Source organism: Vibrio kasasachensis, assembly GCF_050337565.1.
GTDB classification, from domain to species: domain Bacteria; phylum Pseudomonadota; class Gammaproteobacteria; order Enterobacterales; family Vibrionaceae; genus Vibrio; species Vibrio kasasachensis.
Genome location: NZ_JAKJTB010000008.1, coordinates 23,997 through 42,023, shown reverse-complemented (window position 1 = coordinate 42,023; position 18,027 = coordinate 23,997). Strand labels below are relative to the sequence as shown.

At 42.5% G+C, this 18,027-nt stretch carries 18 protein-coding genes; 5 read left to right on the top strand and 13 right to left on the bottom strand.

All coding sequences use genetic code 11. The features are described 5' to 3' along the window. Position 1: 1 nt before the first annotated feature. The 5 genes from crl to vcdP all read right to left on the bottom strand — a co-directional run bounded on the left by crl (position 2) and on the right by vcdP (position 4,439). Entirely contained in the window at positions 2-391 is a 390-nt protein-coding gene (gene crl, locus L4C38_RS00500; protein WP_428795575.1) for a sigma factor-binding protein Crl, read from the bottom strand. 83 nt (positions 392-474) lie between these two features. Further along, complete coding sequence (frsA, locus tag L4C38_RS00495; RefSeq protein ID WP_428795574.1) at positions 475-1,722, bottom strand: esterase FrsA; 1,248 nt, start codon at positions 1,720-1,722, stop codon at positions 475-477. Positions 1,723-1,879: 157 nt separating this feature from the next. Continuing rightward, a complete protein-coding gene (gene gpt / locus L4C38_RS00490) occupies positions 1,880-2,344 on the bottom strand; it encodes a xanthine phosphoribosyltransferase Tet(34) (protein ID WP_428795573.1) in 465 nt (154 codons plus the stop codon). 252 nt (positions 2,345-2,596) lie between these two features. Continuing rightward, positions 2,597-3,886: an NCS2 family permease gene (locus tag L4C38_RS00485; RefSeq protein ID WP_428795572.1), complete on the bottom strand. Its 1,290-nt coding sequence runs from the start codon at positions 3,884-3,886 to the stop codon at positions 2,597-2,599. Between the two features lie 466 nt (positions 3,887-4,352). Beyond that, positions 4,353-4,439, bottom strand: coding sequence for a small protein VcdP (gene vcdP / locus L4C38_RS21295; RefSeq protein WP_483409760.1), 87 nt, complete (start codon positions 4,437-4,439; stop codon positions 4,353-4,355). Between the two features lie 459 nt (positions 4,440-4,898). On the opposite strand from vcdP, the gene L4C38_RS00480 reads away from it, so the two are divergent. The 4 genes from L4C38_RS00480 to L4C38_RS00465 all read left to right on the top strand — a co-directional run bounded on the left by L4C38_RS00480 (position 4,899) and on the right by L4C38_RS00465 (position 9,175). Further along, entirely contained in the window at positions 4,899-6,371 is a 1,473-nt protein-coding gene (locus L4C38_RS00480; RefSeq protein WP_428795571.1) for an aminoacyl-histidine dipeptidase, read from the top strand. 404 nt (positions 6,372-6,775) lie between these two features. Then, a complete protein-coding gene (locus L4C38_RS00475) occupies positions 6,776-7,219 on the top strand; it encodes an ATP-dependent zinc protease family protein (protein ID WP_428795570.1) in 444 nt (147 codons plus the stop codon). Beyond that, on the top strand, positions 7,219-8,124 hold the full coding sequence (rimK, locus tag L4C38_RS00470; protein ID WP_428795569.1) for a 30S ribosomal protein S6--L-glutamate ligase: 906 nt from the start codon (positions 7,219-7,221) through the stop codon (positions 8,122-8,124). The genes L4C38_RS00475 and rimK overlap by 1 nt, the downstream gene beginning before the upstream one ends. Further along, complete coding sequence (locus tag L4C38_RS00465; protein WP_428795568.1) at positions 8,084-9,175, top strand: succinylglutamate desuccinylase/aspartoacylase family protein; 1,092 nt, start codon at positions 8,084-8,086, stop codon at positions 9,173-9,175. Before rimK ends, L4C38_RS00465 begins: the two co-directional genes overlap by 41 nt. Before the next feature lie 62 nt (positions 9,176-9,237). Here the strand turns inward: L4C38_RS00465 and L4C38_RS00460 are convergent, their stop codons facing one another. From L4C38_RS00460 to dinB, 4 genes are all read right to left on the bottom strand, one after another. After that, positions 9,238-10,599, bottom strand: a complete 1,362-nt coding sequence (locus L4C38_RS00460; RefSeq protein ID WP_428795567.1) for a sodium-dependent transporter — start codon at positions 10,597-10,599, stop codon at positions 9,238-9,240. A gap of 193 nt (positions 10,600-10,792) precedes the next feature. Continuing rightward, complete coding sequence (locus tag L4C38_RS00455; protein ID WP_428795566.1) at positions 10,793-11,536, bottom strand: YggN family protein; 744 nt, start codon at positions 11,534-11,536, stop codon at positions 10,793-10,795. 62 nt (positions 11,537-11,598) lie between these two features. Beyond that, positions 11,599-12,078, bottom strand: a complete 480-nt coding sequence (locus L4C38_RS00450; RefSeq protein ID WP_428795565.1) for a GreA/GreB family elongation factor — start codon at positions 12,076-12,078, stop codon at positions 11,599-11,601. A gap of 46 nt (positions 12,079-12,124) precedes the next feature. Continuing rightward, entirely contained in the window at positions 12,125-13,189 is a 1,065-nt protein-coding gene (dinB, locus tag L4C38_RS00445; protein WP_428795564.1) for a DNA polymerase IV, read from the bottom strand. 165 nt (positions 13,190-13,354) lie between these two features. On the opposite strand from dinB, the gene L4C38_RS00440 reads away from it, so the two are divergent. Beyond that, positions 13,355-14,569 (top strand): GGDEF domain-containing response regulator, encoded by a 1,215-nt coding sequence (locus L4C38_RS00440; protein ID WP_428795563.1) that lies wholly within the window; start codon positions 13,355-13,357, stop codon positions 14,567-14,569. 61 nt (positions 14,570-14,630) lie between these two features. Here L4C38_RS00440 and nqrM read toward each other — a convergent pair whose 3' ends face one another. The 4 genes from nqrM to nqrE all read right to left on the bottom strand — a co-directional run bounded on the left by nqrM (position 14,631) and on the right by nqrE (position 18,020). Then, the gene (nqrM, locus tag L4C38_RS00435) at positions 14,631-14,864 is read right to left on the bottom strand and encodes a (Na+)-NQR maturation NqrM (protein WP_428795562.1); all 234 of its coding nucleotides are present in this window, start codon (positions 14,862-14,864) and stop codon (positions 14,631-14,633) included. A 22-nt stretch (positions 14,865-14,886) separates the two neighbouring features. Next, positions 14,887-15,891: an FAD:protein FMN transferase gene (locus tag L4C38_RS00430; RefSeq protein WP_428795561.1), complete on the bottom strand. Its 1,005-nt coding sequence runs from the start codon at positions 15,889-15,891 to the stop codon at positions 14,887-14,889. Between the two features lie 272 nt (positions 15,892-16,163). Then, positions 16,164-17,390 (bottom strand): NADH:ubiquinone reductase (Na(+)-transporting) subunit F, encoded by a 1,227-nt coding sequence (nqrF, locus tag L4C38_RS00425; RefSeq protein ID WP_428795560.1) that lies wholly within the window; start codon positions 17,388-17,390, stop codon positions 16,164-16,166. A gap of 33 nt (positions 17,391-17,423) precedes the next feature. Continuing rightward, positions 17,424-18,020, bottom strand: coding sequence for an NADH:ubiquinone reductase (Na(+)-transporting) subunit E (gene nqrE / locus L4C38_RS00420; RefSeq protein ID WP_428795559.1), 597 nt, complete (start codon positions 18,018-18,020; stop codon positions 17,424-17,426). Positions 18,021-18,027 lie beyond the last annotated feature (7 nt).

Genomic DNA, 18,027 nt, shown 5'->3' with positions numbered 1-18,027 from the left:
ACTAGACAAATTCAACCGATTCATCATGCAGACCAACTTCAATTCCATACTCATTCTCTAACATAGTAAGTAAGGATTGATGAAAGCTATTTTGAATACGATTAACATCAGCCACGGCTTTTTTAGGCAGGGACTCTCCCACCCATTGACCCTGACTGTTGTATTTACCAATCCGATAACGAGCAGCAAATTGATTATCTTGCTGTTCAAGCTCTAGCCACCAGCCCCAAAACTCACGTTCTTCTGGAGATTTTTTGTCATTGACACAGACACCTAAGCAATCAAATAGATAAAAACCTTCTTTACTTTGCGATTCTCTAAGATAAGGACCTAACGCCCTCAAACTCGTTAACAAGCGAAAATGAGTCGGAATTTTCGTCACTTTTGACATATTGACTCTCCATATTTTTAGTTATCTTTAAGCCTAATTAGTTATTAGGCTTAACATTACTGTTAACTAAATTCATATAGATGTCATCTCATTAACTCATCTTCTAGCCATTTGATCGCCAAATCGAGGGATTGCTCATATCCTTGTGTAATAGTCTTGGAACTAATTTTCTTCGCCTTTCCATAGTCGCTAAATAGTGCCACCAGTTGATTATCACTTAAAGGTGAAACCGGATCACCTTCTAGGCTCAGTGCTAATATTGGCACACGTGTTTTTCGACTGGTTAATATGCCTTGGGTTTTTAAAGACCAGGCACGCATTTGAGCGGCAAGACTATTAATGTCGACGACTTCTTTTCCTATACGAGTAGCCAGTAAGTCCAAATACATTTTCGACATTTTTTTCAGTTTTTCAGGTGATGACAGAATATCGTGGATCGGTGCGCCTAGTGATACACAAGCTTTGATTTTGGTTTGTTCCATAAAAGACAATCGCACTAAAGCATTACCACCAAAACGAAAGCCGATTAACCCAACACGATAGTGGTCAACCCATGGAATCCGCGGTAATTCGTTGAGCACGGCTTGATGGATACAAGATGTATCCTCTGTTAGAGACCAATGACCTGATTGACCAATAGAGGGCATATCGACCGTGAGCATCGCGATATCTTTCTTTGCCAGATAATCACGAAACAGCCGCCACATATCACTTTGCAATGTCTCTAATCCAGCACTCACCATCACGACCGGTTGTTGCTTTTCGGTGCTAGTGAGGTGCAAATGGGCGACAATTTTCTTGCCCTTATAAGGCACTTCAATACGCTTAACGATAAACTGCGTTTTCTTGGTCGCCTCGTGGTAGGCTTTTGATGCCAACACTTGAGCTTGCTGCGCAAGATTGTCATTTTTCAAATGTGGGTAGCCAGCAATACTGAAACAAAGTGATGCATTAAACAACTCCTCGGCCCCCGGATCCCCGTCAAGCTCATGACCACGTTTTTGATGCGACATACCGAGCTTAGTCCACTCGTAAGCCCAGTTCCCGCTGTGATAACCCATAACCGTATCCAACCACTGCTCATGAGTTCGAGAGTGCGATGACCCTGCAATTCGGGACAACACCTCTTCCATCTCAATCGGGTCAATACCCTGCCAAATCCACTGCAAGCGATGCAAGTTGCGATACCAGCTATTATTCGCCTTTTCCCGCATCTCATCTAAGAGAACACTATTGGTTGGCATATAACGAGTTAACTCAGAAGTCTCTCTAGCTTGTTTGTGTTTTACAAACAAAGTTTCTGAGAGGTTTTTATTATTTGTTTCTGACATATTGGCACCTAACTATGACATCTGTGAGCATAATAAACCTATTCTCTCACCGAGAATAAGGCAATTAGTGACAAGATAACGTCTATTCATAGTAGTTAAAAAACAGGCTAGGTAAAAAAAATGACCCTTTCAGGTCATTTTACGAATTTTGTAAACTTTATTTTTGCTTACGATTGACTGGTTCAATGTATTGAACACTAGTATCCCAAGGCTGCTCAATCCATGTATCTTGAGCAATATCGACCACATAATCGTCAAGTAATAAAGCGCCAGACGGCTTTGCACAAACTGCAATCAGTTTGGCCTTCGGATACATTTCACGCAATTTACGTGCAGTATCACCACTGTCTACTAGGTCTTCTATGATTAAGTACCCTTCGCCATCACCTTCAGGTGCTTTAAGTACACTCATGTCGCGCTGATGATCATGGTCATAGCTAGAGATACAAATTGTATCAACATAACGAATGCCAAGTTCACGCGCAAGAATAGCGCCTGGAACTAGACCACCACGACTTACTGCCCAAATACCTTTCCATTGTTCAGCTGGCATCTGTTTTTCAGCAAGCTGACGGCAGTAGTTCTGCATGTTGTCCCAAGTAATAACGAATTTTTTACTCATTGTAATAACCTAATAATTTAAAGTTCTGCATCCCCTAATTTGCAAATGGTGCTCTCATGCAAAAAACAGCAGAGTGCGGACAGCTAAATGGGGACAAGCTGCGCAAACGATTATTCTACCCAAACAGCCTTATAATACCAATGGGGAATTTCCTCTAACAAAAAAAAAGCCATAGCAGTGTGATCTACTATGGCTTTTGCGATTTCACTGGAGAATGCACCAAGTCACTATCTACTTGGCACATTATCGTACTTAAGCGAATAAATATTTGAGTATAAAGACAGCAGATAGAACCCAAACACTAATAGAAACTTCGCGCCCTTTACCACTTAACAACTTAATTGCCGAGTAAGAAATAAAACCCAAGGCAATACCTTCAGCAATAGAGTAAGTCAAAGGCATCAACAAGCAAGTCACGACAACTGGCGCAGCTTCAGTTAGATCACGCCAGTCGATACTCACAAGACCCGACATCATCAAAATAGCAACATAGAACAGCGCGCCAGCGGTTGCATAGGCAGGGATCATGCCAGCTAATGGGGCAAAGAAAAGAGCCAGTATAAACAACACACCAACAACAACAGCAGTTAAGCCAGTACGACCACCAGCGGCTACGCCTGCTGTTGATTCAACAAAAGATGTCGTGCTTGATGTTCCCAGCACAGCACCTACCGATGTCGCCGTAGAATCTGCCAACAACGCCTTACTCAAACGCGGTAGTTTTCCATCTTCTTTAATTAAATTCGCTTTTGTTGCAACGCCGACCAAGGTTCCAGCCGTATCAAATAAATCAACAAATAAGAATGCAAATACAACGGAAATCATGCCCACTTCGAATACATCAGCAATGTTCATTTGCATTAATGTTGGAGCAATACTTGGTGGTGTTGACATTAACCCCCCCCACTGAACGTCACCTAATAGGAGACCAATTGTGGTAATAATCAAGATTGCGATCATTACCGCGCCGCGCACGCCACGGTACACCAAACCAATCGTCAAAAAGAAGCCAAGGGCTGCAAGTGCTGGCTTAAGGCTCGTAATATCGCCACGGCTCACCAACGTTGCTGGGTTATCAACTACGATACCGGCATTCTGTAAACCGATGAAAGCTAGGAATAGACCAATACCCGCAGAGATACCTGTACGAAGGGACATTGGAATTGAATTAATGATCCATTCACGAACCTTGAAGATACTCAACGCCATAAATAGCAAACCAGAAATGAACACGGCGCCGAGTGCCACTTGCCATGTATGTCCCATGCCCAATACAACACCATAAGTGAAGAAAGCGTTTAATCCCATACCAGGAGCAAGGGCGATTGGGTAGTTTGCCACAAAGCCCATAATGAAACAGCCAATCGCAGCGGCTAAACAGGTCGCCACAAAAACGGCACCCTTATCCATACCAGCATCAGCAAGCATCGCTGGGTTGACAAAAATGATGTAAGCCATCGTTAAGAAGGTAGTCACACCGGCGATGATCTCAGTTTTGACATTGGTGTCATTCTCGCTGAGTTTGAACAGTTTCTCGAACATTGTCGAATCCTATAAAATTTAAAGTAAACGTTTGCGTAATCGATTGGCTGGGATTATAAAGTTATCAAATAACAAATTCCAGATAGAATTATCACTCTAATTAATATTTTTCTTTATAAAGTCACTCTATAAACAGAAATAACGACCACAAACACCTGTGTTCACCTTATTTTTCATAAAGTAATCGCAACTTACTTAGCATGAAATATTTGATGATATTTTGAACCATGTTGTAAAATTTCAGCGTTGAACTAGGTGAAAATGGCACGTGTAATAGGAAGATATATTGAGGCTACGCAGTATTGGGCATATTTGACGAGAAACAACAGGCTTTAAGATTTAATGAGGGGATAAAAAAACGCCACTCAAAGTGAGTGGCGGTTGAATCATTGCAGCTAAAATAGTTAGCTGTAAAAAAATTCCAATAATAGGGGTCGAACAAAACTGTTTAATAACAAGCTAAGAACTAGTAGCCAAAGCTGGTTGGGTATACAAAATTACTAGTATAAACAGAGCTGTTTATCCAGAACATTGCACTTGGTAAACCTTTCATGCTATCACCTTAAATCAATGCATTAAAAACAAACGTTGATTTCTCAGTTCCTTGGAGGCGATAAATCGGACTCATCCTTTGAGCGTTTTTTCTTCAACTTGTGAAGTTGGTTACAAATATACCCTAAAGAAAAAAAATTACAATGCATTTGATGATAAAACTCGCAAAAAAATCGCAAACTTGATTTATATCAATTTATTTGTGTAATAAAATTACAACAAAAGGTGCCTACAACAAAAAACAAACATCTTCAGTGAAAACGATTGCCTATCAGGTTTTTAGCAAAATTAACGCATTTTCATCCGACAAATGATAAAAGCTATCATCGCTCTACTCTCTTTCTTATGAGAGTGATATGCTAGCTTCCTCTAATTTGTAGCCCAGCTCTAGTATTTCATCCCGCACTTAGTGGTTATACCTGCAACATGATCTGGTCTTAAGTAATATAAGGAGTCATCCGTGTCTGAGTTCCATTCTGAAATCAGCGAGTTATCGCCAACTCCACTTTGGCAGTTCTTCGATAAAATTTGTTCTATTGCCCATCCTTCTAAGCATGAAGAAGCGTTAGCGCAATACATTGTAAACTGGGCTCAAGAACAAGGTTTAGATGTTCGCCGTGATCCAACTGGCAATGTATTTATCAAAAAACCAGCCACATCAGGAATGGAAAACAAAAAAGGCGTCGTTCTTCAAGCACACATTGACATGGTGCCGCAGAAGAATGAAGACACACAACATGACTTCACTACCGATGCAATCCAACCGTACATCGACGGCGAATGGGTAACAGCGAAAGGCACAACGCTTGGTGCTGATAACGGCATCGGCATGGCTTCATGCCTAGCTGTTCTTGCATCAAATGACATCAAGCACGGTCCTATCGAAGTATTACTGACCATTGATGAAGAAGCCGGGATGACGGGAGCGTTTGGCCTTGAAGCTGGCTGGTTAGAAGGTGAAATCCTACTCAACACTGACTCAGAGCAAGAAGGCGAAGTCTACATGGGTTGCGCAGGCGGTATTGATGGCGAACTGACGCTAACAATAGAACGCGAAGCGATCCCGACAGGTTACACTACACGCCAACTTGTATTGAAAGGTCTAAAAGGCGGACACTCGGGTTGTGACATTAACACTGGTCGAGGTAATGCAAACAAGCTACTTGCTCGCTTCCTCGCTAGCCATGCGCAAGAACTCGATATTCGCTTAATTGAATTCCGTGGCGGTAGCCTGCGCAATGCGATTCCTCGTGAAGCATTTGTTACGATTGCGATACCTGCTGACAATGAAGCAAAACTCGCTGATCTTTTCGAATTCTATACTGAAGTTTTACGAGCTGAACTCGGTCGTGTTGAAACTGACATCGTTACCTTCAACCAAGTAGCAGAAACAGAAGCAGAAATATTTTCTTTAGTGTCACAGCAGCGTTTTATCGCTACTTTGAATGCGCTGCCAAATGGTGTCATTCGCATGAGTGATGATATTCAAGGTGTCGTGGAAACATCTCTAAACGTGGGCGTGATAACCACTGAAGAAGATAAAGTGACCATACTTTGCTTGATCCGTTCCCTTATCGATTCAGGACGTCACCTAGTTGAAAGTACTTTGAGCTCAATCGTCGAACTGGCAGGCGCCGAAATCAAATTTAGTGGTGGATATCCAGGCTGGAAACCCGATGCAGATTCGGAAATCATGCAAGTATTTCGTGATATGTATAATGATGTCTACGGTCACAAACCTAACATAATGGTTATCCATGCTGGTCTTGAATGTGGTCTATTTAAAGAACCTTACCCTAAGATGGACATGGTCTCATTTGGTCCTACGATTAAATTTCCACACTCACCAGATGAGAAAGTTGAGATCAGCACGGTCGCACTGTTCTGGGAGCAAATGGTTGCGCTACTAGAACGCATTCCTGACAAAGCGTAATTTAAACTTTTCCATTAGTAAAAGTAATCCAAAAAGCCAGCTAGCATTAGCTGGTTTTTTTGCTGCGGTTAATAAAAATAATTTATCGTTACGATTGTTTATTTTCGTTAGTCACAAATAAATCAGGTTGTTAAAGTCGCCCCCCTTGAAGCGTCTTTGGGCAAACCACCTTGCCTTCTTCAAGGCATAACACCGTGTTGTTATGTTGGGAGCACGCCATCCTGGGGTGTCTTATTTCTCTCATGTACTAATCTGTATTAGTTAGTTGTTCTCAAGTATGCACTTTGAGATATGAGTTATTGGCTTCGATGATAAATTGAGCTAACTCAAACTACGCTCTTTGCATGCTTGCCAAAGAGCCACACCTACATTATTAGTATCAACTAAAAAACTGAATGACTGCGATGAAGAAAGAAAAACTACTTGTAGGTTGGTGTGAAACACTAAGCCTACCTGGTTTGGGTATTGATAGAATTAACGCAAAAATCGATACTGGCGCCAGAACATCTTGCTTACACGCGTTTAAAGTAGAGAGCTTCACCAAGGAAGATACATTGTGGGTGCGTTTTTGGTTGCATCCAATCCAACATAACACGGAAGTTGAAATTGTTTGTGAAGCAAAAGTGAAGGACCAACGTGTTGTTCGAGACTCTGGGGGTCATGAAGAACAACGCTTTGTCATTGAAACCGAAATGAGCCTAGGTGGACAAACCTGGCCAATCGAAATCACTTTAAACAATCGTGAAAATATGGCATTTCGTATGCTACTTGGCCGCACAGCGATGCACGACCGCATCCAAGTCGACCCTGTTGAATCGTTTTTAATCCCGTTAGAGGAAAATAAATAATGAGAATTGGTATTCTGTCACGCAACGCGAATCTATATTCATCTCGTCGTCTGATCGAAGCTTGTGAGGCTCGTGGCCATGAAGTGAAAGTCGTTGATGCTCTACGCTGTTACATGAATATCAATTCTAAAAAGCCAGAGATCCACTTCAAAGGCGAAGAGCTCTCTGGCTATGATGCGATTATCCCTCGCATCGGCGCATCCGTAACATTCTACGGTACCGCTGTATTGCGTCAGTTTGAAATGATGGGTGTATATCCAGTCAACGAATCCGTTGCGATTACTCGTTCTCGTGACAAACTTCGTTCAATGCAGCTTTTGTCTCGTAAAGGCATCGGCATGCCAATTACTGGTTTTGCAAGTAAGCCTGATGATGTTAAAGACCTTCTAGAAATGGTTGGTGGTGCGCCTGTAGTAATCAAATTACTTGAAGGCACTCAAGGTATCGGTGTTGTGCTAGCGGAAACGCGTAAAGCAGCAGAAAGTGTTGTGGAAGCCTTTATGGGCTTAAAAGCTAACATCATGGTACAAGAGTTCATTAAAGAAGCTGGCGGTGCAGATATCCGCTGTTTCGTTCTTGGTGATAAAGTGATTGCCGCTATGAAACGTCAAGGTGCCGAGGGCGAGTTCCGCTCTAATCTACACCGTGGTGGTAGTGCATCCCTGATTAAAATCACACCTGAAGAGCGTCGTACTGCAGTTGCCGCTGCAAAAATAATGGGACTAAATGTAGCTGGGGTCGATCTTCTTCGTTCAGACCGTGGTCCATTAGTCATGGAAGTGAACTCATCTCCAGGTCTTGAAGGTATTGAGGCCGCTACTGGTAAAGACATTGCTGGAATGATTGTCGACTTTATTGAAAAAAATGCGGCAAGTAAAAGGACTAAAACTCGTGGCAAAGGCTAAAAAGAATCGTGCTTTTGAATTTCTCGGTGAGACTGTCCAACCGGGCGAACGAAAGGTCATTAAGTTAGAAGCGGCTAAGCTTTATACTCATTCACCTTTATCGATTCCAGTCGAAATCATCAATGGTAAGTTGGAAGGACCGACATTGATGGTAAATGCAGCAATCCATGGCGATGAGCTTAACGGCGTTGAAATTGTGCGCCAGTTAATCAACACCATTGATGCCAGTAAACTGAAAGGTACCCTTATCGCGGTACCTATCGTAAACGTATTTGGTTTTATTCATAAATCTCGTTACCTACCAGACCGCCGTGACTTAAACCGTTGCTTTCCTGGTAGTGAGAAAGGCTCGCTGGCATCTCGCATGGCGCATACCTTTTTCTCTCAAGTAGCAAAAGACTGTGATTACATCTTAGATCTTCACACTGGTGCAATTCATCGCACTAATTTGCCTCAAATTCGAGCGGATTTAAGTAACCCAGAGACGCTAAGAATAGCCCAAGCGTTTGCTACTCCAGTAACCATTGACGCCCCTCTACGTGATGGGTCACTACGCAGTGAAGCTGAGCGCTTAGGCATTCCAGTACTGACTTATGAAGCAGGTGAAGCATTACGTTTTGAGCCAATCTGTATTAGTGCTGGTTACTACGGTGTTCAGCGAGTAATGCAAGCAATTGGCATGCTACGAGCTGATCGTAAAAAGCTACCAACGACTGTGATTGCTAAATCGACCAGTTGGTTGAGAGCTGAAAGTGACGGTATCTTACGTACGGTTGTAACTCTGGGTGACAAAGTCGAGAAAAACCAGGTTTTGGCATACATCAATGCGCCACTTGGCCACGGTGAAATCGAACTGAAAGCACGCAAAGGCGGCATCGTCATTGGTCAGCAAACGCTGCCATTAGTCAATGAAGGTGATGCTGTATTCCACTTAGCTTACTTTGCAGGCGATGACGATGAAGTCGAGCAAGTGGTCGAAGATTTTATTGAGGACTTTGTGGATGCAGATGTCGAATTCCTAACCACTGGTTCAATCAATACCCCATCTTAACTACTTGTAGTTAAGATGAAAAAAGCCCGCTGTTGCGGGCTTTTTTGTACCTAAAGAGTAACTTAACCAAATGACGCCCATATCACAGTTGCGACCAGAATAGGACATACAAACTTCACATACGCAGGCCACAACTTACCAAACCAGCCTTGTGTGAACTCAGGGCAACCTTGCTCCAATTCTTTGATTTTCGCATTTCGGCTCCATACCCAACCACCAAATAAGCAAAACAGTAGAGCAGCGATTGGTTGCAAATATTGCGTTGCCACCGTGGCGACCAGACCAAACATAGCACCAAAGTTAAACACAATCACCACACTCAATAGTGCAATTAAACCACCAAGAACCCAGCTTGTTGAGCCGCGCTTGGTGTTTAAACGCTCACTGACCAAAGATACAGGACATTCCAGCATTGAAATCGACGACGTCAAAGCTGCAATAGTCAATAGTAAGAAAAATGCTATAGCAAAAAGCTGCCCGAGCAAACCTAAACTATCAAACATTAGGGGTAATACGGTAAACACAAGCGTGTCTGAGCTTAACAAAGATCCGTCTTCTGCGTAGATTTGTACGCCTTTTTGCATCGCTACAAACATCGCGGGCATCACGACTAAGCCCGCCATAAATGCTACTGCAGTATCGACCAAGGTCACGCTCATTGCCATTTTAGGCAAATTCTCTTTTTTACTTAAATAAGATCCGTAGATCAGCATCGAGCAACCACCAATAGTTAAGGAGAAAAAACCTTGCCCCATTGCTGCTAAGATCAACTTACGATCAAATACCTTCTCGAAATCAGGCACAAGGTAATGTTTTAGCCCTTCCACTGCTCCCGATTGCGTCATGATATAAACAAACAACAACGCAAATAACACAAACAATGCTGGCATTAATCGTGTTGACCATTTTTCAATACCTTGTTTAACGCCGCCTTGCACAATGAGAATAGTGAGAACATAAAAAACGAGAGTACCAAATAAGTTGCGCTCAACACTGAACCCTTTAAACCATGCGGTAACCGTTTCAAAACCAAATACATCGGTTATTGCACCCAGCATAAAGCAAATTAACCAGCCGCCAACAATACTATAAAACGCTAATACAGCACTTGGCACACTTAAGCCTATCCAACCAACAATGCCACCCAAAAACTTACCTACTGGGCTCGGTGTTAGTGAGCGCATGCTATCAACAGGGTTCGCTTGACCGTAGCGACCTATCGACATTTCCACCACCAGCATGGGGAATGCCACGATAAGGATCATGATCAAATAAACTAACAAAAATGCACCGCCACCATTACTGGCGGCTTGGGTTGGGAAACCCCAAATGTTGCCAAGACCAACAGCTGCACCAGCAGCGGCTAATACAAAGCCAAGTCGTGAACCAAAATGCTCACGATTAGAAGAAGTTGCTTGTGTCATACTACCCACAAAAATACCAATGAACTAGTGTGCTAGTACATTATAGTGAGACGTTATCCAACGCAATACTCAGTAGTGAATTATTCCTGATATCAATCAACAAACTAAGCATTCAAACTGTAAATAATTCAATACATAAATTCAGTAGATATAAAAAAGGGCACCATATGGCGCCCGTCTCTAGTGCTAGATATCAAATAGCAAAGGTTTGATAATCCTTTAACTGAGGGATCTTTTTCAATACATCCTGCTCTTGCTCCGCTATGTCATCTAATGATTCACATAAATCTTGAGCTTGCTGCTCGGCTTGTTTCGTGTGCTCAGCCATACGTTGTGCAATTCTTGCCTTTAGTTCATACATGCTTTCAGACAACTCAGTTAAGTTCAGCCCATCATCCTGTTGCATCTTTTCAGATAGCACTACCATTGCATTGCCCATGAATTCAGTGGTGAAAATTTCTTTCGCTTTGGCGAAATCATCTGTCCACGATTGCGTCATTTCGGCAAAGCTTTGTGCAGGTAAAATCAAATCACCATCTTTATAATAACGTGACTCAACATCGGCGTAGAACTCTTGGACCGATTTTTTAACATCATCAAATGCATTGGGAGCATCAAGGCTTTGGGCTATATCGTCAATTACTTCATTGGCAAGCGCGACACTATCATCCGCAATCTGTTTCGCTTTGGGCAGGTAATCATTCATTTTCTGGCGATAGGCTTTTATGGATGCTTGTTGCTCAGCGTCTAACGCTATTTTCTCGCCGTGAATAAATAAGTTATTGTCACCATCAACCTTTGCTGTGTCGCCATCGGCTTGAGTGATTTCGATCTGTTCACCATTTAAAGTAAGTTGATTTTTCAGGTCTATACGGCACTGAGCAGCATAGCTGCCCGCACTCACGAGGATAAGAGACAAGGTTAACAGTTGCTTCATGGTGCCCACTCAATTAGGTGTTGTATCTTTATTTACTATAACATCAATATTATCGATGCATGTTAGCGTACCGTCACGACTTGGTAGGCGATTGATTTATCGGCAAGAACGAGCAATACATCATCACCTTCATATTTACCTTTCAATAATCTACCTAGCGGTGACTGAGTCGTAAGCAAGTAAACGGGGTTATTTTGGTAAGCTACCTCTAATCCACCAGCACAGGGGGCGATAAAAAAACGCTTTATCGACTCCTGTCCATCTTCCAGTTCGATGTAAGCGCCCACAGCAATCGCTTGTTCGTTAAAACTTCGTACTTTTAAGTTACGAAGTAAATTCAATTCATTCTCACATTCTTGCACACGTATCGCTTGTCCATGCGCTAAATAAGAAGCCTCTAACGCTAAGGTGTCATACTTATGCTCAGGGACGGTTTCTTCGTCAGTAGCGGCATCAATAGCGCGCTGAGTAGCAGTAACTGCAATGGCAAGTTTGACTTCTAATGCCGAGACGATGGCACGAATAATTAATTGTTTATCCATTTTTAATTCGAGTATTTAGACGACGCGCTGAGGATACCACAGACGATTAGAAGAAGCTTAATTGCTTAGTTTGCAGTTCAGGTTTCAACATAACGCTTAATCCTAACAAACGGATTTCGCGCCCATCTTGACGCTGCAAAACATCACTCAGTAGCTGGCGAAAATCATTTAATTCAAGCTGTGGGTGAATATGTTCTATCGTTGTGAGCTGAAAGTCGGCAAACTTTAGTTTAATTCCTTGTTTAAGAACTGTTTTATCTGGGCTAACTTTCATGAGACGTCGTTCGAGCTCTGGAAATAATGTTTCTTCAATCACTTGCCAACACTGCTGGTAACTGGAAATATTCTGGCTAAAAGTATGTTCAACACCGACTGACTTACGCTCTCTTTCTACAACAATTTCACGATCATCGATGCCATGACTGCGCTTCCACAGAGATTCACCTTGGCGACCAAACCGGCGCAACAAGTCTAGATGATCAGCTTTTTTAATGTCTTCACACAAGTAGAAACCAGCTTGATGCAGTTTCTCTAAGCTAACTTTACCCACTCCCGGAATTTTTTCCAATGGTAGTTTATCAACCACTTGCTGAACTTGATCAGGGGTAATAACAAACTGTCCGTTGGGCTTATTAATGTCAGAAGCAACTTTTGCTAAGAATTTGATCGGAGCGACACCGGCCGAAGCCGTCAAGTTGAGCTCATTAAATATATCGCGACGAATCGCTTCGGCAATTAATGTAGCAGAGCCATGAAAGGCTGTTGCATGTGTTACATCAAGATAAGCTTCATCCAAAGAGAGTGGCTCTACAATCGCTGTGTAACGCTCAAAGATGACACGAATTTGACGGGAAACTTGTTTATACACATCCATTCGTCCACGAACGACAAGCAAATTGGTACAGAGCTGCAATGCTCTTGCGGTAGGCATGGCGCTACGAACACCAAACTTGCGCGCTTCATAATTACAGGTGCTAATGACACCGCGTTGCTTTTCACTACCACCAACCGCGAGGGGTCTACCACGGTATTGTGGAAAGTCGCGCATTTCTACAGCTGCAAAAAAACAATCCATATCTACATGAATAATTTTTCTTACCTGCTCCGACATTATTTGACACCAATATACTGGTTAAAAACACAGTATAATTTATATCCAACGCAAAGGAAATAATTTCTAACCAACCGATGTACCATTTATCAACCTTGCTAATAGCCCACTCAGTTATAAATCTTTACTATTTGCCTCAATAATTAGACAGCTATTGGAAGCAGCGTGAATAGAAAAATTTTGGTGGTTGAAGATAGCCTCACTTTTCGCAATTATTTAGAGCAGCTATTGAGTCAGGCGGGATACCAGGTCTTCTGCGCAAAGGACATGGTCGAGGCAAAAGTCGTATTTTCAAACGAACCAGAGCTGCTCTGCTGCGTACTCGACTATTGTCTACCGGATGGACAGAATGGTGAAATAATTGAGTTAGCGCTTACTTACCAACACAAGACAATCATTCTTACGGCACTATTTAATCCTGAACTCAGAGAGCAAATGCTCGCAAAAGGAGTGGTCGATTACCTACTAAAAGACAGTACAGCTTCCGTATCGTACATATTGCCTCTTATCCAGCGTCTAGAAAAAAACCAACATCATAAATGCTTAGTGGTTGATGACTCTCAAACCGTTCGTAATCACGTTGTCCAGCTTCTCGAACATCAGTATATCTCGACAGCACAAGCGGAAAATGGGGTTGATGCGCTCGCTCAACTGCAAAATGATCCCGCCATCACTTTCGTTATAACTGATCATGATATGCCAAAAAAAGATGGTGTCTCAATGATTCGGGAAATACGACAAAGCTGGGATCGCAAGCGACTGGCAATATTGGGGTTATCCGCCACTGACGACCCAACCCTCACGGCGCAGTTTCTAAAAGCTGGTGCCAATGATTTTTTGAATAAACCATTTCATCCTGAAGAGTTCTATTGTCGCGTACACCAGATACTTGATATGAAAGAAGCGACCAATGAGTTATATCGTATGGCAAATCAAGATTCCCTTACTGGATTATGGAATCGTCGCTACCTATTCAATCAAACTTGTAGTGGCTGCCAAGTGCGCAATATCGCCATGTTAGACATTGATCACTTTAAACAAGTCAATGACACCTATGGTCATGATGGTGGCGACACGGCTTTGGTCACCATCGCTAAAATACTGCGTCTCTATTTTCCGGAAGATATAGTCGCCCGCTTCGGTGGTGAAGAGTTTTGCATTCAAGCCTGCGGAACATTTACTGACTTTGCAGCTCGTTTAGATAAACTACGCCAACGAATTGCGAACACTACTATAACTCACAAAAACACGCCAATTAACGTCACGATAAGCATTGGTGTTGCTTGTGCACAGACCACTCTAGAGCAACAAATCAAGTTAGCCGACGACAGACTATATCAAGCCAAAGAAAATGGGCGAAACCGCGTTGTGTTTGATTAGGCTAGCAACAAAAAGCAAAAACCGGCATTCGCCGGTTTTTTATATTGGTAGTAAACACCTATTATGCGATGCGATCTTTTTCCCATGCCGCAAGTTTCTCTGCTCTGATAGCCGCACGTGCTTCGCGCTTTTTACGTGCGTCACATGGCTCTGGACAGTTACAGACTTTTTCAATGCCTACAGCTCCAAGCCCGCCACAACTTCCTTTCACCACTTTCTTTTGGAAGATGTAACCAACAGCCATCGCAGCAATCACAGCAATGAAAACCCCAAATGTGATCAAAAATGTATTCATAATGATGTGCTCACTTAGCTCGTTATTTATCAATGAATGGCTTATAAGCTTCCGAAGCCAATTCTTTAAATCCATCGTCTGTCTTCACGATCATAAAAACAGGAATATTATTTTCATTGGCGATTTTCATACCGCGCTCTTCACCTAACACCATTAAGCCTGTTGCCAAGCCATCCGCTGTCATTGAAGATTTATCTAATACGGTTACCGATACCACTTTGTGGTTGATTGGCTTGCCCGTTTGCGGATCGATGATATGTGAGTATCGCACACCATCGCTCTCAAAGTAATTACGGTAGTCACCACTTGTTGCAATGGCCATATCACCTGGTTCAATGATCTCTTGAATGCTGCGCTCATCTACTGTTGGCTTTTCAATCGCGATACGCCAAGCAATACCTTCACGATTAAGCCCCTTTAGACGCATCTCACCACCGACTTCTACCATATAATTTTTGATGCCTTCCGCTTGCAAATAGTCAGCAACAACGTCAACGCCCCACCCTTTTGCGATGGTCGACAAATCGACATAAAGATTGGGAATATCTTTACGCAACTTATTCCCCACTATTGATAAATGGTGAATCCCCACATTGGCTTTACGTTCAGCAAGTTCTTCATCACTTGGTACTACGTCAGGGCGAGCCTCTGGGCCAAAGCCCCATAAATTTACAAGAGGACCTACAGTCACATCCAATGCACCAAGAGTAAGACCGTTTAAGCGCATTGCTTCTTTCACTACCGTCGCCGTTTGTGTAGACACTTCAAACGATTCATTAGTCTGATGCTGATTGAAACGACTTAACTCAGAGTCTTTACGGTAGGTAGACATCTGATCGTTTACTTCTTCGAGTAAACGATCAATCTCGGTTTGTAACACTTGAGGATCTAAGATCCCCTCCTGTCCGATATATTTAATATTATAAGTCGTCCCCATTGTAGGACCACTTAAATGAATCTGCTCCACTGGCTTTTCACAACCAGCCAATACCAACAGAGAAGCAAAGACAACAAGCCACTTTTTCACTTGTTTATTCCTATCTCATTAAAGAAAACATAAGAAAGCTATCGCTTAAGACAACTAGCGCTATTCATCAGCTCTCTTATATTCACTAAGACCATAAAATTATGGCTGACCCTAGAGTCAGCCATCTTATACATCTTTGGTGAAATACTAATTTCAACTCATTGATGTGTTAGCAAGGCAGCCAATCAATCCTTTCCTAGGAGCATAGATAGCTATGTAACTAAGGAGGATTTATGCAGCTAACACCGCTAGCGCGTCAATGAGGCAGAAATTTAGCCACCGAAGTCATCTAGAAGGATATTCTCATCTTCTACACCAAGATCTTTCAGCAAACCAATAACAGCTGCATTCATCATCGGTGGACCACACATGTAGTATTCACAATCTTCTGGCGCTTCATGATCACGCAGATAGTTTTCAAAAAGAACATTATGAATGAAGCCTGTGTAACCATCCCAGTTATCTTCTGGAAGAGGATCAGACAATGCACAGTGCCATACGAAATTTTCATTTTCTGCTGCTAGACCGTCGAAATCTTCTACATAGAACATTTCACGCTTAGAACGAGCACCATACCAGAAAGACATCTTACGCTTAGAGCCTAAACGCTTTAACTGATCGAAAATGTGTGAACGCATTGGAGCCATACCAGCACCACCACCAACGAATACCATTTCGTTGTCAGTGTCTTTCGCAAAGAACTCACCAAATGGACCAGAAATAGTACACTTGTCGCCTTCTTTTAAAGACCAGATGAACGAAGACATGATGCCTGGCGCTACTTCTGGATTATTTGGCGGTGGAGTCGCAATACGAACGTTCAGCATAATAATGCCGTGCTCATCTGGGTAGTTCGCCATGGAGTACGCACGAATTGTCTCTTCTGAAACTTTAGACTCGTAACGGAACAAGTTGAACTTTTCCCAATCTTCACGATATTCCTGAGGAACATCATAATCTGCGTATTTGATGTGGTGAGCAGGCGCTTCAATCTGGATGTAACCACCAGCACGGAAAGGTACTGATTCGCCATCTGGAATTTGCAGCTTAAGCTCTTTGATGAATGTTGCTTTGTTATCGTTAGAGATAACCGAACATTCCCACTTTTTAACACCGAAGATTTCTTCTGGAAGCTCGATATCCATGTCAGTTTTCACTGCCACTTGACACGCTAAACGTTCACCTTCACGAGCTTCACCTTTAGTAATGTGATCAAGCTCAGTTGGCAAAATATCGCCACCGCCAGATTTAACTTTAACGCGACACTGACCACATGAGCCACCGCCACCACAAGCAGAAGATACAAATACACCTGCACCCGAAAGTGCTGATAGTAGCTTACTGCCTGGTTGTGTAACGATCGCTTTATCAGCATCACCGTTCACAGAAATTGTAATGTCACCTGTTGGTACTAGTTTAGATTTAGCGAAAAGAATCACTAAAACTAGCGCTAGTATAATCAGGGTAAACATTACTACACCAAAAATAATAGTAGACATTAACTATCCCTTATTTGCTGCGGTTTACCCGACTTACAGTTGAACACCAGAGAAAGACATAAAGCCTAACGCCATTAAACCTACCGTGATAAATGTGATACCTAAACCACGTAGACCAGGAGGAACGTCAGAGTACTTCATCTTCTCTCGTATACCTGCAAGAGCGACGATAGCAAGCATCCAGCCCACACCTGAACCAAACCCATAAACAACAGATTCAGCAAAGTTGTAGTCACGTTGTACCATGAAAGATACACCACCGAAAATTGCACAGTTTACTGTGATCAACGGTAGGAAGATGCCTAGTGCGTTGTACAGAGGTGGGAAGAAACGGTCTAAAACCATCTCTAATATCTGTACAAGTGCAGCGATTACACCAATAAAGGTGATGAAGTTTAGGAAGCTAAGGTCTACGCCCTCAACTAACGCATTGTCTCTCAGTACAAGGTTGTACACTAAGTTGTTTACTGGTACTGCGATAGTCAGTACAACTACAACCGCAACACCTAGACCGAAAGAAGTCTTAACTTTCTTAGATACTGCAAGGAAAGTACACATACCTAGGAAGAAAGACAGTGCCATGTTCTCGATGAAAATCGATTTAACTAACAGACTGATGTAATGTTCCATGACGTCC